Below are 21,056 nucleotides of genomic sequence, written 5' to 3'. Positions count from 1 at the left end.
GGAAGGACTCCGATGACCCGCGCATCCGACGACAGCTCCTTCGAGGTCGTTGAGTTGTGCGCAGGCGCGGGTGGGCAGGCTCTGGGCCTCGAGCGAGCAGGGTTCAAGCACCGCCTGGCCGTGGAGCTGGACGCTAACGCCTTCCAGACTCTGCAGACGAACATCCCGGGACAGATCGAGATCAACGAGGAAAAGCGTGACATCGTCCAGCAGGGCGACGTCGCTGATCCCGCTGTCTTCAACCCCGAAGAGCACCACGAGGTCGCGTTGCTGGCCGGAGGAGTCCCCTGCCCTCCGTTCACGATCGCCGGAAAGCAGCTGGGCGCGAGCGACGAACGTGACCTCTTTGCCTGGGCCGTCGAGCAGGTCGACAAGGTCCGGCCACGCGCCCTGATGCTCGAAAACGTGCGCGGGCTCAGCTTGCCCCGGTTCTCGGGCTACCGGCAGTACGTCCTGGATCGCCTCGCCGAGTTCAAGTACGTCGCCGAGTGGCGGCTGCTCAACGCGTGCGACTACGGAGTTCCCCAGCTGCGCCCCCGGTTCGTCCTCGTTGCCATGCAGGAAGAGGATGCCAAGTACTTCAAGTGGCCGGAGCCGGTCGCCGAGCAGCTCACTGTCAGCGCCGCCATCGCTGACCTCATGGGCGCGGACGGCTGGGAAGGGCTCGAACAGTGGATAGAGGACGCTGACAAGATCGGCCCCACAATTGTCGGCGGTTCCAAGAAACATGGCGGCGCCGATCTGGGTCCGACCAGAGCCAAGCGCGCCTGGGCCGAGCTCAGCGTCGATGCGATGGGTCTCGCCGACGCCCCGCCGAAATCAGACGCCCAGTTCAGGACCGAGGACAACCAAGCTCCCGGCCCGAAGCTGACGAACGAAATGGTAGCCCGTATCCAGGGCTGGCTTCCCGGATACGAATGGACGTTCACCGGACGAAAAACGACTCGTTACCGGCAGATCGGCAATGCTTTTCCCCCTCCGGTCGCCGAAGCGGTGGGAACGGCGATCATGAGGGCACTCAGACACGAGGGCGAGACCGTTTCGCGTGAGACCTCGAGCCATGACCCCGTGTACAAGGTTCTGCGGGAGCTTGGGGGATACGTGCCGGCCGAAGTGATCATCAAGCGGGCCAAGCTTCGCAACGGGGTCGCTGAGCTGGAAGAACGTATTGCCCAGCTTCGCCGTGACTTCCACGTACCCCACGAGCCCGCCTCCGACTCGACTTTGACCTACCGCCTCGGTGAATTCAAGGCGTTCATCGGGCAGGAGGATCACGACCGGCACGAGAAGTTCAGCCAGAACCGGGCCAAGATCAGTTAGTGTCCGGCTTCCGGACATGGGCTAGCAGCGCATTGACGTCCACGGAGTCCATGCCGGCGACAACAGACGGCTCCTCGAACGGGTCGCCGAGCTGCTGGACAGCAGCGTCGTCGAGAAGCTTGCCCATGAACTCGAGCTTCTCCCCGAGCCTCATCGCCACGATCTCGTCAACGGTTCCGCGCGTCGCCAGAACGGTTATCCGGGTTTCCGTGTCAGGCGCCAAGCCTAGCCGGTGAATACGATCCAGGCTCTGCAGGAACCGGCCGGCCTGGAAGTCGCGGTCGACGTAGACAGCGTCGTGGCAGACCTGGTGCAGGCTGATGCCCTCACCCAGAGTCGCTGGGTTGGAAATGAGCACCGCACAGTCCGGGTCATTGCGGAAGGCATCGATCTGTTCCTCACGATCGACGGTGCCCCCGTGCACGACAGCCGGCTGGAAGTCGGCGAGAAGAACTTCGAGGGTGCTGATAGAGCGGACAAAGCTGGCCCACACCAGTGTTTTCCGCTTTCGCTCGGCGTTCTCCTTCACGATCGCCAGCACCTCTTGGTACTTCGGCGGCATCTCGTACTCGGAAAGTGATCCGAGCAGCAGGTGCAGCGGATCGTTGGGCGGGACCTCCAGCGGCGGAACCTGAAGTGACAGTGGTTCGTACTTGGAAGCCCCCTCGGCCAGGAGCGCCGGGCTCGTCGCAGCCATGATCAACCTCAGCACAGTCCGGCCGAGCGCGTCAAAACCGGACCTGCTCCGCTCAGCTCTGGCAGAGAACCGGCCGACAATGGCGTCGTAGATCTCCCGGTGCAGTGGTGGGAGGTCGACCATGCGCATGCTCAACGACACCGGCGGCAGCCCGAGTTCTTTCTTGGTGGTCCTGGTGTAAAGAGGTTTGAGCGCACGGCTGGCATAGATCAAATTGCCGCCGTCGATCGCGTTGGTGACCACGCGCCTCCCGCGGCCAGGCCACACGAAAGCCATCAAGCTTTCGAGATCTCGGGGACCGTTCGGGGCAGGCGTACCGGTAAGGATCATCCTGATCATGCTGAGCGGGCCCAGGGCCATACACGCAGCTCCGTACACCCCAGCGCTCCCGAGCTTCATGCGGTGCGCTTCGTCCAGGATCATCATCGTCGGCGCCTCCTGCAGCCAGCTGGTGATGATGCCTTGAGATCGATCCAAGCGCTCGTAGTTCACCAGCAGCACGTCCGCGGACAACGACGACCTACCGTCGTAGACCTGGACGTCGAGCATGCCGGCAAAGCACTTCTCTCCCTCTTCCTGCCATGCCTCGTACGCCGATTTCGGACAGACGACGAGCAGACGCCGTACGCGGCGGCGCCGGCGAAAAGCAGAAAACGCCGCCAGAGCCACGCGGGTCTTACCCGCGCCGGGAACGCTGAAGTTCGCACCATGGCCAAGCGAAACGAGCTTTGCCACGTCTCGCCGCTGAAACGGCGTGAGATCGCCAGACCAGCCTGGCTCGAGCTGGTCGACAACCTCGTCCTCGCGGACGACGAGGTCGTCTTCCTCACCTTCGAGGAGACGTTCCGACCGTTCCGCGTCACTGATCATCTCCATGACCAGGTTGCGGAACGAATCCTCCCAGACGACAGACTCCGGCGCTGGCCACTCGGCCAGCGCCTCGACACTTCCGATGAACTCGTCGATCGGGATCAGCGCAACAAGACGCTCTGTCATCTGGCCGTTCGGGAAAGCAGCAAGAAGACCAGCGAGGTTCTCCCGGAACTGGCCTACGGTCTGAAGCTTCGCCTGTGTCCGGGTCAGGTCGAAACCGATGACCAGGCTAGAACCGGTTTCCTCCACTCAGGACTCCAGTTCGAGGATCTGGCGCAGCCACGCAACCCCGTCGTTCTGCTCTTCCACCGTCCGGGACGTCTCGACAGCGAGGCCGCGCAGACTTCGGCGGAAGCTCAGAAGCGCATCATTGAACGCCTCCTCGTCGAGCGCCCGGGACGCGCGCGACATGACCAGCTCCGTGATGCACTGATCAATCTCCGCCGTTGCGGAATTCAGCCGGTCCGGTGCAGCCTGCTTGCGCTTTCGCAGCTGTATCTGGCGTCCGGCCCGCTCGATAGCCCGGTCCATCGCTTCCTTGAGCTCCGCAGCTTCCTCGACCGGCTCACCCGCATATCCGCTGGTGTGTGTGATTTCGACCGTGCGTGCCTTGAGCACGGTGTTCGTCAGTTCACGGGCGGCTGCCACCTCGTCCGACGCACCCTTCACCGAGACACCCAAACCTGGAATGGCCACCGTCGCCGGCGCCGGCTCGGGCCTGAGTTCCACGGGCAGAGCTTTGTCCAGGTAACGCGACTGGAAGTCCGACTCGATGAAACGGACATCGGTCTTCGAGAAGCCAAGCATGATCGCCGCGAGCCGCGACTCCTTGGTCAGCTCTGCACGCTCACCGTTCGCTGACAGGTCCTTCTGGTAGCGCCTGTGCAGTTCCTTCAGTTTCTCCTGGTGATCTTCGAACGCCACGAGCGGAATGCGGTGCCCGTTCACCTCGCTGCGTTCGATCATCGACTTGATGCAGGCGAAGACCCACTGGTCCTGCTTGCAGGCCGGCACGGTGCTCCGGAAGATCGCGGCGATCTTCCCGATCGGCAGGCCCTGGTTCACCAGCTCGTCGATGGCCAGCAGCCGGTTGATGTAGGAGTAGTCGCGGCGGTGCTCTTTCCTGAGCTGCAGGGACAGCTCGACGTCCCGGATGTCCTCCCAGTCACAGGACTCCGGCAGCACAGCAACCCTGATGGGTTGCTGTGGCCCGCCCATCTTCAGCAACGCGGCCCGGCGCGTGTTGCCGTTTACCAGCACACCGTCTCGCGTGATCAGGCCTGGTTCGGTCTGGTCGTACTCGCGAAGGCTTTCCAGCAGCTCAGTGAAGGTTGGATCGGTCCTGCTGGGGTCCGCCGGCAAGGCCTGCAGGAGATACCCGAGGTAGTCCTGGCTCTCGCTGCTCCAGGGATCTTCATCGACCAGCTGGTCGAGCTGCGGATCATGACTTCGCTGTGCGCGGATGCGATGGGTCGCCGGGTTGTAGTAGAGGTCGCCGGCAGGCAGCTGGATGACATCCAGGTGGGCTTGGCCGCCCCGCCAGTCGACAGTCTGCGTCTCACGCGGGCCGCCGGTCTCGGTGACTTCCTTGAGGCGACGCTCGATAAGGGACTGGTTCTCGTCAGACCGGGGCGGCCGACCGTAATCCTTGATCATGCTTCTCCTGTACGACCTACGTGCCGCGGCAGCTACAAACCATAACCGGACCCATGTCACACCCCCTGGTCAGCCCAGAGAAGTGCGCACCACAGCGCGAGCGTCCTCCGGCAGGGCGCGGTACTCGGCCCACACTCGCTCAGCAGGACTGAAGACTCGCTCGTCGGCGACGATCCAGCCGGCGAGAAGCTCACGTTCGTCCGGTGACAGCGCGTTAACGCGATCCACCACTGTAGGAAGGTCAGCAACGAGGTTCTTCGCGCCAACCCGGCACCTGTTGCACTCTGTCACCAGCTGCATCTCAGTCTGCTCACCAGACACGATGACATCCCGCCGGGCGATGTCGAGCTGGGCACCTTCGAAGGTGCCGGCATAGAACTGGCCGGGGGTGATCCCGCACGAACGGCACATGTTGCCATCATTGGAGATGATTTCCCGCCTTTGCACTGCTCCGATGGCCGACGCGGAAGCGACCCGCGACGCCATTCCCTTCTCCCACACCGGCTGACCGCTGCTCACGAAGCGCTGCTGCGCAGCCGTGAGGGTCGGGTCTTCCCGGTTGGTGTCGATACGCCAGCCAAAGCTGCGCAGGTCACGCATCCGGCGATCAATCTGCGAAACGCCAGGAAAGGCTGAACGCATCTGCTCCTTGGTGAACTCGTTTCCCTCGCCGACCTCGGCCAGCAGCCACAAAGCAACACGCTTCATCGTCCCCAGGTTGGGATCTTTCCACGAAGGCAGCATCATCCACCATCACTTTCTGTTCACGTTCTAGTCACGCATAGGAAGACCCCGGATTCGGAAGTCCTCAGCACCCTTCCTTTGTATCACGGGAGGGACATGCCTTCGGGTGTTTACAATTTTTGTAAACACCCGAAGGCATGTCCCTCAACTCAAGATCATTTCGAGATCGAGACATGGCGGCGGGTATTCCATCAGTGATCGCCCTGACCTCGGCAAACAGGTCCGAGCGGTCACGCCTTCAGCAAGAAACGACTCAGTCCCCGTCGGCAATGTCGACTCCAGCCCTCTCGCAAATTCCCCGACATCAGAGACTTCACACCCTGAAGCGCGCGAAGTGCGCTAGGGTGACAACCCGTACGGGTTGTCACCCATCCGAGCAGGCTCCGCAACATCCTGCAGGTAGGAGAGGTCAAGGCTGGACTGTCCAGACACTGAAACACGCTGATCCGCCAACGCTGATCGACTCGCCAAGCGGACACATCTCCGATGCACCCCGCCCACAAGAGGGGCCGGGGCCACTGGCTCTATTAAGCGCGCCCAAATCGAGAGGAAGCAGATGAGGTTAGGCGACACTGGGGGAAACTACCCGCCGAATTCAACGCCCGGGCAGCGCGAGCTCGCGGATCTCATCGTGAAACTGTGCAGTTGCATGAAGCAGCAGACGCAGGCTGCTCGAGCGAGGCAGTTGTGGGTTTCCCCTGCATTGCTGTCACTCTTCGCGAATGCACACAGGGTTCCCGACGTCAGGATCCTGAAGAAGCTGCACTCACTCGCATGGGAGGGCGACTGCACTCAGGTTCCCTGCACCTTGCTCGAGCTTCTCAACCTGCGCGAACTCGTCAAGTACCAGCTGAACATGGCCAAGCTTCGGCGACCGTGCCCGATAGCGTGATGCACGCTGGATCAAGCCATCGGAGGGTCGACCCAAAGAAGACCGGCGCAACAGGGATTACCTCGAAGTCGACCGGCGCAACAGGAATTACCATTGCCCGCCAACAACGAAGAGAAAGGAGAGGAACCCTCTACCGACGCCATCGAACTGCCGACCATGCTACCTGCACCCGCATCATTGCTACCGACACCGCGTCGCGACGGCATCGACGTCATATCGAGCTTGGGACACAGGCGGACCGGGGCACACTACAAACCCAGGCCGCGATCCCAGAACAGGATTGTGACGGGCGGCACATTTACATGGAGTGACAGTTGCAGGAGTGGCAGTCACATGTGGTGACAACACATGAAGCGACCGTAAGGGGGCAGCATGCGAGAACTTCTCATCGAACACGGAACGTGACCGCTCGGCCGCGTCTACGCCCCAGCTCCGGATGTCTCGTCGAGACATCCGGATCAATCAACATCGTCGGGGAAAGCCAGCCGGTTTGCCTGGAAGCGATTACCGGCGGGCTTTCCCCTTCAGAACCCCTCACCTGGGCAAACAAGTCAGGAGCTCCATGAGCAAGTCTAAGCGCTCGACCGGCAGTTCGCGTCCCCGTGCGACCGCCGGCTCGCGCCCCAGTGAGCCGGCGCGAGCCGGCGGAGAGCCCAGCTGGCCGTCCACCTTCGCGCGCGGCGCGATCTACGCGCTGGGCAAGGCCGCCGTTGAGTGGGTGATCGACATCGTGACGTCCAGCGACAGCTAGTCACGAAGCGGCGGTGCGTAGGGCTCGCCGGCGCGTTGACGAGCCCTACGCACCGCTTGGCTTCGGGATGTCGAAGTAGCTTGAGAACCTGACTGCCGGGGCGTACTCGCCCTTCACCTTCACTCGGCCCGTCACGAACATTGCTGCCACCGCTGCGTTGCCCGTCGCCATGCGGATGAAGTCGTCCACCGAGAGGGTGATCGTGGTGTCCGGGCTGCGGGACAGGTCTGTGCTGGAAACGCACACTCCGTCCTCGATCACCGTCTGGAAGCGGTCGTAGCCGTCCTCTCCCTGGCCGTCGGAAAAGCGCCAAGAAACTACGAAGTCCACGTGACGAGCGCGGGACGGGAGAAAGTGTTCCGACATTCTGCGGAATATCTCGTCCAGGAAGACCGAGCGGAGTTCCGGATGATCGGCGATGGCCTTCAGTTGGTCGCGGGATGCTCGGCGGACCACGTCGACCAGGACGTCTGTCGACAGTGAACTCAGCTCGATGCCCGCGCCCGCGTTTCCCAGCATGTGCAGGGTTTCCAGGACCTGGATGAACTGGCCGGCCGTCAGGTTGCCGATGACCAGCTTCTCGGCGAAGCCGTTGATCGCGTGGCTCGCCCGGATGCGGACCGGGCGGCGGGAGGCGCGCAGGCGGGATCGCCAGGGGCGGTCTTCCGCATTTCGGGGCACGGCCGAAAGTGTATCCGGTCAGGCGGGTTTCGGAAGATCGAAGAATCCGATCAGGCCGGCGGCAAAGGCGAGGTCACCTTTGACTTTGATTTTTCCCGTGACGAACAACACTGCGGGTGTCGCCTGGTGGGTGATGAGCCGGAAGAAGTCCACCGGGGCGATCGTGATCGTGACGCGGGGGCGTTCGCGCATCTCGCGACTGACCGTGCACGAGCCGCGGGAGATGACCGTCTCATAGCGGTCGTAGCCGCCGTCGCCGGTTCCGCCGGCCATGCGCCAGTGGACGACGGCGTGCAGGTCGCGGGCGCGGTCGGGGCGGATGTGGGCACCCATTCGGGCGAAGATCTCGTCCAGTACGCGCTCGCGCAGCGGCCGCTCGGCGACGACGCTTTCGAGCTGGGCGCGCGAAGCGGCGGCGACCAGCGAGGCGAAGCGCGCCGGGTCGACCTTGCTCAGGTCGAACGCGGGGGCGCGCTCGGCCAGGCGCAGCAGGGCATTCAGGAGCCGACGGAAGTCGTCCTTGCCGAGATCGCGGGGGTTGACCGCGTCGGCGAGGGTGTTGACGTCGAGGGCGTGCGCCTCGGGGCCGAGCGGGTCGAGCCGTTCCAGGGTGTCGAGCAACGCCGCCCCGCGGAGGCCGACGATCTGATCGGCGCTGGTCATCCCGGCATTGTCGGCCATGGTCACTCCCTCTCCAGTTACCCGAGCGTAAGGCTACCCGCCAGTAGGTAGGCGGGCAAGCGTGCCGAAATCACCCCACCGGGTCAACGCCCGGTACCGTCTCCGGTCAGTAACAGGGAGGTCCAGCGTGTCAGAGGATGATCAGCGTCCGCCCGAACGGGCTCGGCGGCTGCCCCGTGCGGTGCGCGAGCGCCAGATCCTGGACGCCGCCGTCCAGGTCTTCTCGCGCCACGGGTACCACGCGGCGTCGATGGACGAGATCTCCGACGTCGCCGGCGTCTCGAAGCCGATGATCTACACCTACCTCGGCTCGAAGGAGGACCTGTTCGGCGCGTGCATCCGCCGCGAGGCGACGCGGCTGCTGGAGGCCATCCAGGCCGGTGTGAAGCCCGACCTGCCGCCGGACATGCAGCTGTGGCACGGCCTGCGGTCGTTCTACCGGTTCGTCGCGGAGTACCGCGAGTCGTGGACGGTGCTGCACCGCCAGGCCCTGACGGTCGGCGGCGCGTTCGCCGCGGAGGTCACCGACATGCGGGCCCGCGCGATCCAGCTGGTCGCGGCGCTCGTCGTGTCCGCCGGCACCCGCAAGGGCGTCGGCGAGCAGGCCGAGTTCTCCGGCGAAGGCCTGTCAGCGGCCCTGGTCGGGGCGGCCGAGTCGCTGGCCGACTGGGCCCTCGACCACCCCGACATCTCGGACGGCGTCCTGGCGTCCTGGCTGATGAACCTCGTCTGGCTCGGCTTCAACGACCTCATCGAGGGCGAGGTCTGGAAGCCGTCAGAGTGAGGTGATCGTGCCGTCCAGGTGGGGTTTCGACTTGCTCCACAGCTCGAACGCCCAGCCCTCCGGCGTGGCCCACGACGTGAAGCCCGCCTTGGCCGGCAGCAGCACCGGCTGCTTGAAGCGGACGTCCACCGTGAACGCCTCCGGCAGACGCCCCTCGAACGCCGCGAGCGCGTGGGCCTTCGTCCACATGCCGTGGGCGATCGCCTTCGGGAAGCCGAACAGGCGCGCCGTCAGCGGGTGCAGGTGGATCGGGTTGCGGTCGCCCGAGACCTCCGCGTAGCGCCTTCCGATGTCGCCCGGGACTCGCCAGATCGCGTCCGGGGTCGGGGGCGCGAGCTGCTCGCGGCGAGGGGCAGTGCCAGTAGAGCCGCTGCGGCGCAGGTACGTGCTGACGTCCGTCCACACCGTGTCGTCGCCGACCTGGGCTTCGCTGATGACGTCGAACTGCTGCCCCTTCTCGTGCGGGCGCAGGTTCTCCGCGCGGACACGCACCGTCAGCGGCTCGCCCAGCCGCAGCGCGCGGTGCTGGGTGATGCGGTTCGCGACGTGGACCATGCCCAGCAGCGGGAACGGGAAGCCCTGCTCGGTCATCAGCGCCATCTGCAGCGGGAACGCCAGCATGTGCGGGTACGTCGCGGGCAGCTCGTCGCTCAGCCGGAAGCCGCACACCGTGTTGTACGCCGCGAGGTGCGCCGGGTCGACGACGACGCCGGTGCGCACCAGCTCCGTGTCCGGCAGCGACGAGCCGGCCGGCTTGCGCAGGACGCCGCCGAGCAGCGCCTTCGGGTACAGCGTCGCCAGGCTCGGCGTGCTGTCGAGTTCGCGGATCGCCACGTCAGGCCCCCAGCAGGGCCTGGCCGCAGACGCGGACCACGTTGCCGTTCACCGCGGCCGACGCCGGGTTCGCGTACCAGGCGATCGTCTCGGCGACGTCCACCGGCAGGCCGCCCTGGCCGAGGCTCGACAGCCGGCGGCCGGCCTCGCGGATGAACAGCGGGACCGCCGCCGTCATCTTCGTCTCGATGAAGCCCGGCGCCACGGCGTTGATCGTGCCGCCGTACGCCGCGAGCTGCGGCGCGCCGACGTTCACCATGCCGATGACACCCGCCTTCGACGTCGCGTAGTTCGTCTGGCCGACGTTGCCGGCGATGCCCGCGATCGACGAGACGCCGATGACGCGGCCGTTCTCGTTCAGGATCTTGTCGGCGAGCAGCTTGTCGTTCACCGCGAGCTGCGACGCGAGGTTGACCGCGATCACCGAGTCCCACGCGCTCTCGCTCATGTTGCCCAGCGTCTTGTCGCGCGTGATGCCCGCGTTGTGCACGACGACGTCGACGCCGCCGTGACGCTCCTTCAGGTACTCCGCGAGCTTCGCGGGCGCGCTCGGCGAAGTGATGTCGAGCTGCAGCGCCGAGCCGCCGATCTTGTTGGCGACCTTCGACAGGTCGCTGCCCTGGGCGGGGATGTCGAGGGCGACGACGTGCGCGCCGTCGCGGGCCAGGACGTCGGCGATCGCCGCGCCGATACCGCGGGACGCGCCGGTGACCAGCGCGACCTTGCCGGTGAGGGGCTTCTCCCAGCTGGCCGGCGCGGTCGCCGTCTTGCCTTCGGCGCCGATCCGGATGACCTGGGCGTCGACGAAGGCCGACTTCGCGGACAGCAGGAAGCGCAGCGTCGACTCCGTCGCGTCTTCGGCGCCTTCGGCGACGTACACGAGCTGAGCCGTCGCGCCGCGCTTCAGCTCCTTGCCCACGGAGCGCACGAAGCCCTCGAGAGCGCGCTGCGCGATGCGCTCGCGGCCCTCGACCTGCTCAGGCGGGGTGCCCAGGATGACGACGCGGCCGGACGGGCCGACGCTGCGGATCACCGGGTGGAAGAAGTCGTAGACCTCGCGCAGGCGGCCGGGCTCGGTGACGCCGGTGGCGTCGAAGACGAGCGCCGCATGCCTGTCACCCGAAGTGGTGACGACGTTGATGCCCGCGTCCGCGAGCTGGTCACGGACCTTCTTCTCCAGCCGTCCGCCGGGCGCGGCGCCGAGAAGTGCGGGACCCTCGAGGGCGGGTTGCCCGGGCTGGTACCGGCGCAGGGTGGCGGGGCTGGGCAGGCCGAGCTTCGGCACCACGAACTTCCCCAACGGGGTTTTCGTGAACTGCTGGTACCTGTCAGCCATCGGTTGCCTCCCGTGCAGTCTGCGTCACGTCGCAGTCTAACCTACTTGCGAGTAGGTTACAGTGTGAGAGAGCCGACCAGAGAGGTGACGTTCATGCCGCCCAAGAAAGCACCAGCCGTCCGCAAGGTCGCGATCATCGGCGGCAACCGGATCCCCTTCGCGCGGTCGAACGGCCCGTACGCGAAGGCGTCGAACCAGGACATGTTCACCGCCGCGCTCGACGGCCTGGTCAGCCGCTTCTCCCTGCAGGACGAGGTCATCGGCGAGGTCGCGGCCGGCGCCGTGCTCAAGCACTCGAAGGACTTCAACCTGGCCCGCGAAAGCGTGCTCGGCAGCAAGCTCTCGCCCGCGACACCCGCGTCCGACGTGCAGATGGCGTGCGGCACCGGCCTGCAGGCCATCGTCAACGTCGCGAACAAGATCGCGCTCGGCGAGATCGACTCGGCCATCGCCGGCGGCGTCGACACCACCAGCGACGCGCCCCTGGCCGTGAACGAGGACCTGCGCCAGATCCTCATTCAGCTCAACGCCGCGAAGACGCTCGGCGACCGGCTGAAGCTCCTCGCGAAGGTCCGCCCCGGGCACATCGTCCCGGCGATCCCGCGCAACTCCGAGCCGCGCACCGGGCTGTCGATGGGCGAGCACGCGGCGCTGACCGCGAAGATCTGGGACGTCACCCGCGAGGCGCAGGACGAGCTGGCCGCCGCCAGCCACCAGCACCTCGCCGCCGCCTACGACCGCGGCTTCTTCGACGACCTCGTGACGCCGTTCCTCAAGCTGGCGCGCGATCAGAACCTGCGCGCGGACTCGACCGCGGAGAAGCTCGCCAAGCTCAAGCCGGCGTTCGGCGGACCGGGCGGCACGATGACCGCGGGCAACTCGACGCCGCTGACCGACGGCGCGTCGACCGTGCTGCTGGCCACCGAGGAGTGGGCGAAGGCGCACAAGCTGCCGGTGCAGGCGTACCTGACGTTCTCGCAGACCGCGGCCGTCGACTACGTGCACGGCGAGGAAGGCCTGCTGATGGCGCCGGCGTACGCCGTGCCGCGGATGCTCGCGCGGGCCGGGCTTTCGCTGCAGGACTTCGACTACTACGAGATCCACGAGGCGTTCGCGTCGCAGGTGCTGGCCACGCTCAAGGCGTGGGAGGATCCGGCGTTCGCCAAGGAGAAGCTGGAACTGGACGAGCCGCTGGGCTCGATCGACCGGGCGAAGCTGAACGTCAACGGCTCGTCGCTGGCGGCCGGGCACCCGTTCGCCGCGACCGGCGGCCGGATCGTCGCGACGCTGGCGAAGCTGCTGCACGAGAAGGGGTCCGGCCGCGGCCTGATCTCCATCTGCGCGGCGGGCGGCCAGGGCGTCACCGCGATCCTGGAGAAGTAAGGCACGCGAAAAGGGGCCCTCCCGGTTGGGACGGCCCCTTTTCGCGTTTGTCAGTTGGGGAGGGCCTTCTCGGCCTTCTTCGCCAGCTTCTTGGCGCGCTTCTCAGCCTTGCGGCCCAGCTTCTCGACGCCGTGACCGGCGTCCTTCGCCACGCGACGCGCCCGCCAGCCGACCGACGGCTTGCCCGCGGTGTCGGCGACGGCCAGCATCAGCCCACCGGCCAGGCCGGCGTTCTTCAGGAACTGGATCTGCTGCTTCTTCTTCTCGGCCGGGTCCTGGAGCGTCCAGAAGCTGTGCGCCGCCAGCGTCGTCGGGACCAGGCTGCCGAGCAGCAGCGCGGACGTCAGCCGCGGCGCCTTGCCCGTCGCGAACGCGAGACCCGCGCCGATCTTCACGGCGGCGTCGATGCGGACGAGCGTGGCCGGGTCGCGCGGCACCTGCTCGGGAATGACGCCTTCGAGCTTGTCGAAGGCGTCCGTGAGGAACGGCTCGGCGGTCTTCGCGTGCGACTGCGTGTTCCGGAGCACGTTGATCCCGCCGTACACGAATGTCGCGGCGATCAGTGGACGAGCCACACGACGGAGTATCACGGTCGTTGCCTTCCTGGTCCGGGCTTCTTCCTGGTCAAACCTACAGCTGGAATGCCCGCTCGGCCCGGCGCCGAACCCTCCTAGCGTTGTCTGGGCGAATATCGTGTCGTTCCTAGATAAGACTAGAAAGCGTTAGCGCTTGACCTTGACGCTGCGTCAACTTCTATCGTCGACGTCATGGAGTGGTCGATCCAGGACATCGCCCGCTCGGCCGGGACCACGAGCCGGACGCTGCGCCACTACGGCGCGGTCGGCCTGCTCGAGCCCAGCCGGATCGGCGGCAACGGCTACCGCTACTACGACGAGCACGCGCTCGTCCGGCTGCAGCGGATCCTGCTGCTGCGCGATCTCGGTCTCGGGCTCCCCGCCATCGCCGAGGTCCTCGACGGGCAACGCGACCGCGCGGCCGCGCTCGAGACCCACTTGGACCTGCTCGAACAGGAGCAGCGGCGGATCGGGCGGCAGATCGCGTCGGTCCGCACAACGCTACGGAAACTGAAGGGAGGTGAACGACTGATGGCAGAAGAAGTGTTCGACGGCTTCGACCACACGCAGTACCAGGAAGAGGTCACCCGGCGCTGGGGCGCTTCGGCGTACGCGACGGGGGACCGGTGGTGGAGTTCCCTGTCGGCCGACGAGAAGAAGGCCCACCAGCAGGAGCAGGTAGACGTCTCCACGGCGTTCGGCGCGGCCCGCGCGGCCGGGCTTTCCCCGGACTCGGCCGAGGTGCAAGCGATCACGGGCCGGCTGCACGCGTGGCTCCGGCCGGCGGTTTCGTCGGTGTCCGCGGGCTACTTCGCGGGCCTGGGACAGCTGTACGTGGACGACCCGCGCTACGGGTTCGAAGGCGCGACGGCGGAGTTCGTCCGCGACGCGATGAAGATCTACGCGGAGCGGAACCTGAGCGACTAGCGCTGCGTCGTAGTGCGCGCTGGGGGTAGAGACGAGCAGGGCTGCAGACCTGTTCGTCTCTATGTACCGGCTGGACGCAGGAGTGTGCGCCGGGTCGTGTCGAGGTGGCTGACCACCTCGTATTCGGCGCGGGTGCCTACTTCGGGCGGCTCGCCCTGTCCTTCCATCGAGGACCAGCCGCCTTCGTACCGGACTAAGTAAGAACCGTCCGAGATGTAGGTGTCGCTCACCTCCGCGGTCAGGCTCACGCCGACCGGGTACCGCGCTTTCCGTGCCTGCCACTCGTCTTCGGAGACGCCGTTGTCGAACGGCCCTGCTCGGAATCGCGGATCGAGCGGCCACAAGCGGATCTGTTTCGGGCTGCGGGTGAGGACTTCGAAGGTGGTCTTCGTGCCGACGGGCGGCCAGTCTGTCGCTTGCCTCGGCAGGCTCAAGACGTCGACAAATCCTTGCGGCGCACCGCCCAGGTCCACGAACAGTCCGATGGCGCCGAGCCTCGGGATGATCGACACGGTGCCGGCCACCACCGCGCCCACGTCCAATTCGGTCACGCCACCCACGGTGCCACATCGCGGCCTTGCCTCGCGGCTTCCGGTCGTGGTTGTCCACAGGTCGTGGCGATTGTGGACAACTGGGCCGGAATCGCGGCGACGGAGCCGGTTCGTCGGTGGGCGGCGATACGCTGGACACGGGGCTGCCCCCCAGGGATGGGTGGGGGACGCCAGTGGGGGCGAAGGGCCGCTCGGGTTCCCGTGAGGCTGGCACTGCGGCTGTTGGCGGGGCCTGCGGATGCGCCATCAGCGCCGCGGTGTGCGGCCCTCACGTCGATGTGTGGCCAGCGAGCCCGGTTGGTGATCGTTCGGCCATCCGGTCGAACTCCGGCGACACGCGCTAGCTGTCTATGGCCGAATATCGTCCTGGCGCTAGATACGTCGATAGCTTGGCAGAGTGGACCCCATCCGCAACCCCTTCGCGCCGGGCGCCGGGCAACGGCCTCCCGAGCTGGCCGGGCGTGAGCGTGAGCTCAAGGCCTTCGAAGTGGTGCTGGAGCGCGTGGCGCGGGGGCGGCCTGAACGCAGTCTTGTGCTGACCGGGCTGCGTGGGGTCGGGAAGACCGTGCTGCTCGGTGAGCTGCGGGCGATGGCCGTGCGGCACAAGTGGGGGGCCGGGAAGATCGAGGCGCGGCCGGACGCCGAACTGCGGCGGCCGCTCTCCGCCGCGTTGCACCGGGCCATCCGGGATCTCGCCGTGCGGCACCGGGCGCCGGATCGGGTCGAAGAGGTGCTCGGGGTGCTCAAGGCGTTCGCGTTGCGGGCCAACAAGGCCGACGCGAAGCTGCGTGACCGGTGGCAGCCGGGCATCGACGTGCCCGCCGCGCAGGGGCGGGCCGACTCCGGCGACATCGAGATCGACCTCGTGGAGCTGTTCACCGACGTCGCCGAGCTGGCCGCGGACGTCGGCACCGGCGTCGCGCTGCTCATCGACGAGATCCAGGACCTGCAGCCCGACGACGTCTCGGCGCTCTGCGCCGCCTGTCACGAGCTCTCGCAGTCCGGGGCGCCGCTTGTCGTCGTCGGCGCCGGGCTGCCGCACGTGCCCGCGGTGCTCTCGGCGTCCAAGTCCTACTCCGAGCGGCTCTTCCGCTACGCGCGCATCGACCGGCTCGACCGCGCGGACGCCGACTTCGCCGTGATGGCGCCGATCGAGCGTGAGGACGCCAGCATCGAGCCGGAGGCGCTCGACGCGCTCTTCGACGCGTCCGGCGGTTACCCCTACTTCATCCAGGCCTACGGCAAGGCGGCCTGGGACGCGGCGCCGGCCGACCCGATCACGCTCAAGGACGTCCAGGTCGCCGCGCCGGAGGCGGAGTCCGAGCTGGCCGTCGGGTTCTTCGGCTCGCGCTACGAGCGCGCGACACCGGCCGAGCGCGAGTACCTGCTCGCGATGGCCGAGCTGACCCAGGGCCGCGACGAGGCCGCCGGCACCGCCGACGTCGCCGTCTTCCTGGGGCGGAAGCCGTCGTCGCTGTCGCCGGCGCGCGACAGCCTGATGAAGAAGGGCCTCGTGTTCTCCGCCGAGCGGGGACAGATCGCCTTCACCGTCCCGCACTTCGGGCACTACCTGCTCAGCCGCGACTGACCGCGCCCGACGCTCCTGACCTGGCCGTATCGCGGTCTATGAGCGTCGCTAGCCGAGTATCGGTGAATCACTAGACAGTCGTAGACAACGACAGACGGGTTGCCTCGTCGTGACCGCCGACACCATGATCTCTTCGGCTCTTTCCCAAATTTGCCGATGATTCATCGGCGAGTGCGCCACATCACCGGACATTCGTTGGCTTCCTTGTGAAAAAAGGTGCATACTAGAGCTACAAGCCACCGAGACCCTCCGAAGGGGATGCAGAAACCGATGAACAACATCGCCGCCAAGCTCCGAGCCCGTCGCGCCGAGGTTCGCACTCGCCGGGCGCTGGACCGGGCGATCGACACCGCTGCCACCGCGACGGTTCGTCAGGAACTCATCGCGATCGCGCAGGCCCGCTCGGGCTACATGCGCTGACCAACCACCAGGTGGCGGTCGCCCATTCGAGTGACCTAGCCCACAAACTGGTGAAGGTGTAACGCCGCGCAAATCCGCGTCGATACCCCCTACGACCCCGTGATGCTGGCGGACCCCCGACCTGGCAGCATCACGGGGTTTCCCATTTCCCCGAAACCTTCTTGCCTGCGCCGCCTCATGGCGTAATCATTGACTCCGTCAACGACTTTGTTGAGGTGGTCAATGAATGACACTGAGCTGGCCGAACGGGTTGCCGCGGTCCGCGCCTTCAACCGGCTGTACACCGGAGTCATCGGTGTCCTGGACGAAGGCCCGGCCGACGCCGAGTACTCCCTCCCCGAAGCCCGGGTGCTCTTCGAGCTGACCCAGCGCGACCCGCTGGCCGTCACCGACCTGCGGAAACGCCTCGACCTCGACGCCGGGTACGCCAGCAGGCTGCTCGCTCGCCTCGAGGGCCGCGGCCTGATCACCCGCGAGCGGTCCGACGAGGACGCCCGCCGTCAGCTCGTCCGGCCGACCGCCGCCGGCCGGGACGCCTTCGCGCTGCTCAACCGCCGGTCCACCGAACAGATCGGTGGCCTGCTCCGGCGCTTCGCCGACGAAGACCAGCGGCGCATGCTGGCCGCCATGCGCACGATCGGTGACGTCGTCGGCGAGCGCCGGCGCGACCCGGCGCTCGTCCTCCGCCCGCCACGACCGGGCGACCTCGGCTGGGTGGTGCAGCGGCACGGCGCGCTCTACGCCCGCGAGTACGGCTTCGACAACCGGTTCGAGGGGCTGGTCGCCCGGATCGTCGCGGACTTCGCCGTGCACGACGACGCGCGCCAGGGCTTCTGGATCGCGGAGCTCGACGGCGAGCGCGTCGGCAGCATCGGCTGCGCCCGCGGCTCCGACGCGGACATCGCGAAGCTGCGGCTGTTGCTGCTGGAGCCGGCGGCCCGGGGTCGCGGCGTCGGCAAGCGGCTGGTGACCGAGTGCGTCGAGTTCGCCAGGGCCCACGGCTACCGCGTGATGGAGCTGTCGACGGTGTCCATCCTCGACGCCGCCCGGGCGCTCTACCGCGCGGCCGGGTTCGAACTCGTCGAAGAAGCGGATTTCGACGGCTGGGGTCCGAAGCTGACCGAGGAGATCTGGCGCCGGGAGTTCTAACGCGGGACGCGGCCGAGCGTGTAGAACTCCGGGTTCGGCCGCAACGCCGTCAGGTGCGCGAGCCGGTTCGACATCGCGAACAACGCCGTGATCGCGCCGACGTCCCAGATCTCGTCGTCGGTCAGGCCCGCCTCACGCGCGGCTTCGAGGTCGCCCTCGCCGAACAGCGCCGAGTCCTGGGCCAGCGCGAGCGCCAGGTCGACGATCGCGCGGCCGCGTTCGTCCAGCTCCACCTGCCACGGGTTGCTCGACACGCGGTCGGCGAGCTCCGGGTCCTTGGCGCGGATGCGCAGGATCGCACCGTGCGCGACGACGCAGTAGGTGCAGTGGTTGGCGCCCGACGTCGCGACGACGACCAGCTCGCGCTCGGCCTTGCTGAGTCCGTCGGACCGTTCCATCAGCGCGTCGTGGTAGTCGAGGAACGCCCGCAGCTCGGCCGGCCGGTGGCCGAGCGCGCGGAAGATGTTCGGCGTGAACCCGGACTTCTCCGCGATCACGCCGACGCGCTCGCGCAGGTCGTCGGGCAGGTCTTCGAGTTCCGTCACCGGGAACCGGCTCACCGCGTCGCTCATACACTCCACGCTAGTCATGGTTGGCTGTCCCCGTGACGGACTACGTCGACGGGTACTGCGAACGGGTCGCGCCCGGGCTCTGGGGAGAACCCTTCAACAGTCTCGGCAATCTCGCGTTTCTCGTGGCCGCGGTGCTCGTGTGGCGGCTGGCCGCGGGGGACCGCGCCGGGCGGCTGCTGGCCGGGCTGATCGGACTCGTTTTCGCGGCCAGCACGGCGTTTCACCTGCTCGCGACGCGCTGGGCCGGCGTCGCGGATTCGGTGAGCATTCTCGTTTTTGTGCTGGTGTACGTCGTGTTGTTCGCGCGCGTGTTATACAACCTGCGGTTCGCCTGGCTCGCCGCACCCGCGTTCCTCGTGCTCACTGTCGTCACGGCGTTGCTCGGGGGCGGGCTCTACCTCTCCGCGCTCATCACGTTCGGCGTCGTCGTCGCGATTCTCGCCTTCTCGCGCGACGCCTCCTGGACGCACTTCGCTGTGGCGGGTGCGATTTTCGCGCTGTCACTGAGCTTGCGCACGCTCGACCGGGACGTCTGCGACTACGTCCCGGCCGGCACGCACTTCCTCTGGCACCTGCTCAACGGCGTGGTGCTCTACCTCGTTTCCCGCGCGGTGATCCTCAGACGCACGGCTCAGTGAGCCGCGCCGATCGGGCGCAGGTTCTTGTCGTTCTCGTCGGCCAGGTAGTCCGCGGGGTTGGTGTCGTCGGTGCCGTTGAACACCTTCATCTGCCGCGCGATCACCGTGACGATCGCGGCGACCACCAGGTTGGCGATCAACGCGACGAAGCCGACGTAGATCTGCACCAGCGAGCCCGAGAACGGGTGCCAGCCGAAGATCGACAGGTTGCCGAGCGACAGCGCCGAACCGCCGAAGTGGAGCTTTCCGTTGGCCGGGTTGGGGATGCCGTACAGCATGATCAGGCCCCAGCCGATGCCGACGACCCAGCCCGCGATCAGGCCCCAGCGGTGGAACCAGCGCGTGTACAGCGCGAGCGCGACCGCCGGCAGCGTCTGCAGGATCAGCACGCCGCCGATGAGCTGCAGGTCGATCGAGAACTGCGGGTCGATCAGGATGATCACCGCGACCGCGCCCAGCTTCACGACCAGCGAAGCGAGCTTCGCCTGCTTCGCTTCTTCCTGCGGGGTCGCGTTCTTGCGGATGTACTCCTTGTAGATGTTGCGCGTCCACAGGTTCGCCGCGGCGATCGACATGATCGCGGCCGGCACCAGCGCGCCGATGCCGATCGCGGCGAACGCGATGCCGGCGAACCACGACGAGAACTGGTTGTCGAACAGCACCGGGACGATCGTGTTGCCGTCCGGCTTGCCGGTCGCCGCGTTCGTCAGCGGCTTGACGCCCGCCGTGATCGCGACGTACCCGAGCAACGCCAGCAGGCCCAGTACCAGCGAGTACGCCGGCAGCGCGACCATGTTCTTCTTGATGACGCTGCGGCCGCGCGAGGCCAGCACGCTGGTCAGCGAGTGCGGGTAGAGGAACAGCGCGAGCGCCGAACCCAGGGCCAGCGTCGCGTACTGCAGCTGGTTGTTCGCGTTCAGCAGGATCGACCCGGCCGGCTTGCCGGTGGCCGGGCTCTTCGTGCCGAGCTTCGCCGCCGCCGTGTCGAAGATGTGTGACCAGCCGCCCAGCTTCGAGGGCAGGTAGATGATCGCCACGAGGATGACGATGTAGATCAGGATGTCCTTGACGAACGCGATCAGCGCAGGCGCCCGCAAGCCGGACTGGTAGGTGTAGACCGCCAGGATGATGAAGGCGATCAGCAGCGGCAGGTGCCCGACGATGCCGGAGCCGTTGATCCCCATGGTCCGCAGCACGGCTTCGAGGCCGACCAGCTGCAGCGCGATGTACGGCATGGTCGCGACGATGCCGGTGATGGCGATCAGCAGCGCGAGGATCGGCGAGCCGAAGCGGCCGCGCACGAAGTCGGCCGGGGTGACGTAGCCGCGGACCCGCGACACCGACCACATCCGCAGGGCCGGGAGCAGGACGATCGGGTAGACGACGATCGTGTACGGCAGCGCGTAGAGGCCGAGCGCGCCGGCGCTGAACACCAGCGCGGGCACCGCGACGAACGTGTACGCCGTGTAGAGGTCACCGCCGAGCAGGAACCAGGTGACCCACGAGCCGAACTTGCGGCCGCCGAGGCCCCATTCGTCCAGGTGGTCCAGCCCGCCGCCACGTTGCCAGCGCGCCGCCATGAACCCGAGCACGGTGACCAGCAGGAACAGGACCGTGAAGATGATCAGTTCCGGCCACTGCAGGTTGCTCATCGAGCGTCCCCCTCGTCCAGGTCGTCGACGCTCAGCTTGTCCGGGGCGTCACCGGCCGGCTTCTCCCGCGTCATCAGGTAGACGATCCACGTGCTGAGGACGCCGACCACGACGAAGAGGAACTGGAACCAGTAGAAGAACGGCATCCCGAACAGCCGCGGACCGTCCATGTTGAACAGTGGCGTGACCAGGACCAGCAGCGGGACGATCAAGAGCAGGTACCACGGGTTGAAGGGCTTCCCGCGCACCTTCCCGTCGTCGTGCTTCACAGTCGACATCGGACCTCACCTAACACTCCCGTAACCGACCGCCTGACCTTAGAACCTGGCTGACGGGACGTCACGTCTGTCCG

Annotated in this window: 21 protein-coding genes; 9 read left to right on the top strand and 12 right to left on the bottom strand. The window is 66.8% G+C overall.

Annotation, left to right across the window (positions count from 1 at the left end; all coding sequences use genetic code 11):
* The first annotated feature begins 12 nt into the window (after positions 1-12).
* On the top strand, positions 13-1,320 hold the full coding sequence (locus tag OG570_RS11900) for a DNA cytosine methyltransferase (RefSeq protein ID WP_326956526.1): 1,308 nt from the start codon (positions 13-15) through the stop codon (positions 1,318-1,320).
* Here OG570_RS11900 and OG570_RS11895 read toward each other — a convergent pair.
* The 3 genes from OG570_RS11895 to OG570_RS11885 all read right to left on the bottom strand — a co-directional run bounded on the left by OG570_RS11895 (position 1,313) and on the right by OG570_RS11885 (position 5,293).
* Entirely contained in the window at positions 1,313-3,139 is a 1,827-nt protein-coding gene (locus OG570_RS11895; RefSeq protein ID WP_326956525.1) for a DEAD/DEAH box helicase, read from the bottom strand. The genes OG570_RS11900 and OG570_RS11895 overlap by 8 nt on opposite strands.
* On the bottom strand, positions 3,140-4,546 hold the full coding sequence (locus tag OG570_RS11890) for a transcriptional regulator (RefSeq protein ID WP_326956524.1): 1,407 nt from the start codon (positions 4,544-4,546) through the stop codon (positions 3,140-3,142).
* 69 nt (positions 4,547-4,615) lie between these two features.
* A complete protein-coding gene (locus OG570_RS11885; RefSeq protein WP_326956523.1) occupies positions 4,616-5,293 on the bottom strand; it encodes a hypothetical protein in 678 nt (225 codons plus the stop codon).
* Between the two features lie 1,451 nt (positions 5,294-6,744).
* Here OG570_RS11885 and OG570_RS11880 point away from each other — a divergent pair.
* Complete coding sequence (locus OG570_RS11880) at positions 6,745-6,933, top strand: hypothetical protein (RefSeq protein ID WP_326956522.1); 189 nt, start codon at positions 6,745-6,747, stop codon at positions 6,931-6,933.
* Positions 6,934-6,978: 45 nt separating this feature from the next.
* On the opposite strand, the gene OG570_RS11875 is transcribed toward OG570_RS11880, so the two are convergent.
* Both OG570_RS11875 and OG570_RS11870 read right to left on the bottom strand, forming a co-directional pair.
* A complete protein-coding gene (locus tag OG570_RS11875; protein WP_326959984.1) occupies positions 6,979-7,530 on the bottom strand; it encodes an SCP2 sterol-binding domain-containing protein in 552 nt (183 codons plus the stop codon).
* A gap of 102 nt (positions 7,531-7,632) precedes the next feature.
* Positions 7,633-8,295, bottom strand: coding sequence for an SCP2 sterol-binding domain-containing protein (locus OG570_RS11870; RefSeq protein ID WP_326956521.1), 663 nt, complete (start codon positions 8,293-8,295; stop codon positions 7,633-7,635).
* A gap of 127 nt (positions 8,296-8,422) precedes the next feature.
* On the opposite strand from OG570_RS11870, the gene OG570_RS11865 reads away from it, so the two are divergent.
* Entirely contained in the window at positions 8,423-9,079 is a 657-nt protein-coding gene (locus OG570_RS11865) for a TetR/AcrR family transcriptional regulator (RefSeq protein ID WP_247059480.1), read from the top strand.
* Here OG570_RS11865 and OG570_RS11860 read toward each other — a convergent pair.
* Entirely contained in the window at positions 9,071-9,913 is an 843-nt protein-coding gene (locus tag OG570_RS11860; protein ID WP_326956520.1) for a MaoC family dehydratase, read from the bottom strand. The genes OG570_RS11865 and OG570_RS11860 overlap by 9 nt on opposite strands.
* 1 nt (position 9,914) lies before the next feature.
* Positions 9,915-11,249: a 3-oxoacyl-ACP reductase gene (locus OG570_RS11855; RefSeq protein WP_326956519.1), complete on the bottom strand. Its 1,335-nt coding sequence runs from the start codon at positions 11,247-11,249 to the stop codon at positions 9,915-9,917.
* Between the two features lie 93 nt (positions 11,250-11,342).
* On the opposite strand from OG570_RS11855, the gene OG570_RS11850 reads away from it, so the two are divergent.
* Entirely contained in the window at positions 11,343-12,632 is a 1,290-nt protein-coding gene (locus tag OG570_RS11850; protein ID WP_326956518.1) for an acetyl-CoA C-acetyltransferase, read from the top strand.
* 50 nt (positions 12,633-12,682) lie between these two features.
* On the opposite strand, the gene OG570_RS11845 is transcribed toward OG570_RS11850, so the two are convergent.
* Positions 12,683-13,222 (bottom strand): DoxX family protein, encoded by a 540-nt coding sequence (locus OG570_RS11845; protein WP_326945328.1) that lies wholly within the window; start codon positions 13,220-13,222, stop codon positions 12,683-12,685.
* A gap of 177 nt (positions 13,223-13,399) precedes the next feature.
* Here OG570_RS11845 and OG570_RS11840 point away from each other — a divergent pair, with 177 nt between their 5' ends.
* Positions 13,400-14,134, top strand: coding sequence for a MerR family transcriptional regulator (locus tag OG570_RS11840; protein WP_326956517.1), 735 nt, complete (start codon positions 13,400-13,402; stop codon positions 14,132-14,134).
* Positions 14,135-14,193: 59 nt separating this feature from the next.
* On the opposite strand, the gene OG570_RS11835 is transcribed toward OG570_RS11840, so the two are convergent.
* Positions 14,194-14,685 (bottom strand): hypothetical protein, encoded by a 492-nt coding sequence (locus OG570_RS11835; RefSeq protein ID WP_326956516.1) that lies wholly within the window; start codon positions 14,683-14,685, stop codon positions 14,194-14,196.
* Between the two features lie 397 nt (positions 14,686-15,082).
* Here OG570_RS11835 and OG570_RS11830 point away from each other — a divergent pair, with 397 nt between their 5' ends.
* The 3 genes from OG570_RS11830 (at position 15,083) to OG570_RS11820 (ending at position 17,842) form a co-directional block, all read left to right on the top strand.
* Positions 15,083-16,273: an ATP-binding protein gene (locus OG570_RS11830; RefSeq protein WP_247059488.1), complete on the top strand. Its 1,191-nt coding sequence runs from the start codon at positions 15,083-15,085 to the stop codon at positions 16,271-16,273.
* Positions 16,274-16,543: 270 nt separating this feature from the next.
* Entirely contained in the window at positions 16,544-16,693 is a 150-nt protein-coding gene (locus tag OG570_RS11825) for a hypothetical protein (RefSeq protein WP_247059489.1), read from the top strand.
* A gap of 222 nt (positions 16,694-16,915) precedes the next feature.
* Complete coding sequence (locus OG570_RS11820) at positions 16,916-17,842, top strand: bifunctional helix-turn-helix transcriptional regulator/GNAT family N-acetyltransferase (protein WP_326956515.1); 927 nt, start codon at positions 16,916-16,918, stop codon at positions 17,840-17,842.
* Here the strand turns inward: OG570_RS11820 and OG570_RS11815 are convergent.
* Positions 17,839-18,414 carry a peroxidase-related enzyme gene (locus OG570_RS11815; protein ID WP_326945332.1) on the bottom strand — a complete coding sequence of 192 codons (576 nt, stop codon included), beginning with the start codon at positions 18,412-18,414 and terminating at the stop codon, positions 17,839-17,841. The genes OG570_RS11820 and OG570_RS11815 overlap by 4 nt on opposite strands.
* 32 nt (positions 18,415-18,446) lie before the next feature.
* Here OG570_RS11815 and OG570_RS11810 point away from each other — a divergent pair, with 32 nt between their 5' ends.
* Positions 18,447-19,052, top strand: a complete 606-nt coding sequence (locus OG570_RS11810) for a hypothetical protein (protein ID WP_326956514.1) — start codon at positions 18,447-18,449, stop codon at positions 19,050-19,052.
* Here the strand turns inward: OG570_RS11810 and mctP are convergent.
* The gene (mctP, locus tag OG570_RS11805; RefSeq protein ID WP_326956513.1) at positions 19,046-20,704 is read right to left on the bottom strand and encodes a monocarboxylate uptake permease MctP; all 1,659 of its coding nucleotides are present in this window, start codon (positions 20,702-20,704) and stop codon (positions 19,046-19,048) included. The genes OG570_RS11810 and mctP overlap by 7 nt on opposite strands.
* Positions 20,701-20,982, bottom strand: coding sequence for a DUF3311 domain-containing protein (locus tag OG570_RS11800; protein ID WP_326945334.1), 282 nt, complete (start codon positions 20,980-20,982; stop codon positions 20,701-20,703). Before OG570_RS11800 ends, mctP begins: the two co-directional genes overlap by 4 nt.
* Positions 20,983-21,056 lie beyond the last annotated feature (74 nt).

It is taken from the genome of Amycolatopsis sp. NBC_01286, assembly GCF_035982555.1.
Taxonomy (GTDB): domain Bacteria; phylum Actinomycetota; class Actinomycetes; order Mycobacteriales; family Pseudonocardiaceae; genus Amycolatopsis.
Note: the sequence above shows the minus strand (reverse complement) of the source record. Positions and strands in the feature narration are given on the sequence as shown.

Coding starts and splice junctions, on each gene's coding strand:
- OG570_RS11890 (WP_326956524.1), bottom strand. CDS start 4,546: ATGATCAAGGATTACGGTCGGCCGCCCCGGTCTGACGAGAACCAGTCC.
- OG570_RS11800 (WP_326945334.1), bottom strand. CDS start 20,982: ATGTCGACTGTGAAGCACGACGACGGGAAGGTGCGCGGGAAGCCCTTC.
- OG570_RS11840 (WP_326956517.1), top strand. CDS start 13,400: ATGGAGTGGTCGATCCAGGACATCGCCCGCTCGGCCGGGACCACGAGC.
- OG570_RS11850 (WP_326956518.1), top strand. CDS start 11,343: ATGCCGCCCAAGAAAGCACCAGCCGTCCGCAAGGTCGCGATCATCGGC.
- OG570_RS11815 (WP_326945332.1), bottom strand. CDS start 18,414: ATGAGCGACGCGGTGAGCCGGTTCCCGGTGACGGAACTCGAAGACCTG.
- OG570_RS11900 (WP_326956526.1), top strand. CDS start 13: ATGACCCGCGCATCCGACGACAGCTCCTTCGAGGTCGTTGAGTTGTGC.
- OG570_RS11825 (WP_247059489.1), top strand. CDS start 16,544: ATGAACAACATCGCCGCCAAGCTCCGAGCCCGTCGCGCCGAGGTTCGC.
- OG570_RS11880 (WP_326956522.1), top strand. CDS start 6,745: ATGAGCAAGTCTAAGCGCTCGACCGGCAGTTCGCGTCCCCGTGCGACC.
- OG570_RS11855 (WP_326956519.1), bottom strand. CDS start 11,249: ATGGCTGACAGGTACCAGCAGTTCACGAAAACCCCGTTGGGGAAGTTC.
- OG570_RS11885 (WP_326956523.1), bottom strand. CDS start 5,293: ATGATGCTGCCTTCGTGGAAAGATCCCAACCTGGGGACGATGAAGCGT.
- OG570_RS11820 (WP_326956515.1), top strand. CDS start 16,916: ATGAATGACACTGAGCTGGCCGAACGGGTTGCCGCGGTCCGCGCCTTC.
- OG570_RS11870 (WP_326956521.1), bottom strand. CDS start 8,295: ATGGCCGACAATGCCGGGATGACCAGCGCCGATCAGATCGTCGGCCTC.
- mctP (WP_326956513.1), bottom strand. CDS start 20,704: ATGAGCAACCTGCAGTGGCCGGAACTGATCATCTTCACGGTCCTGTTC.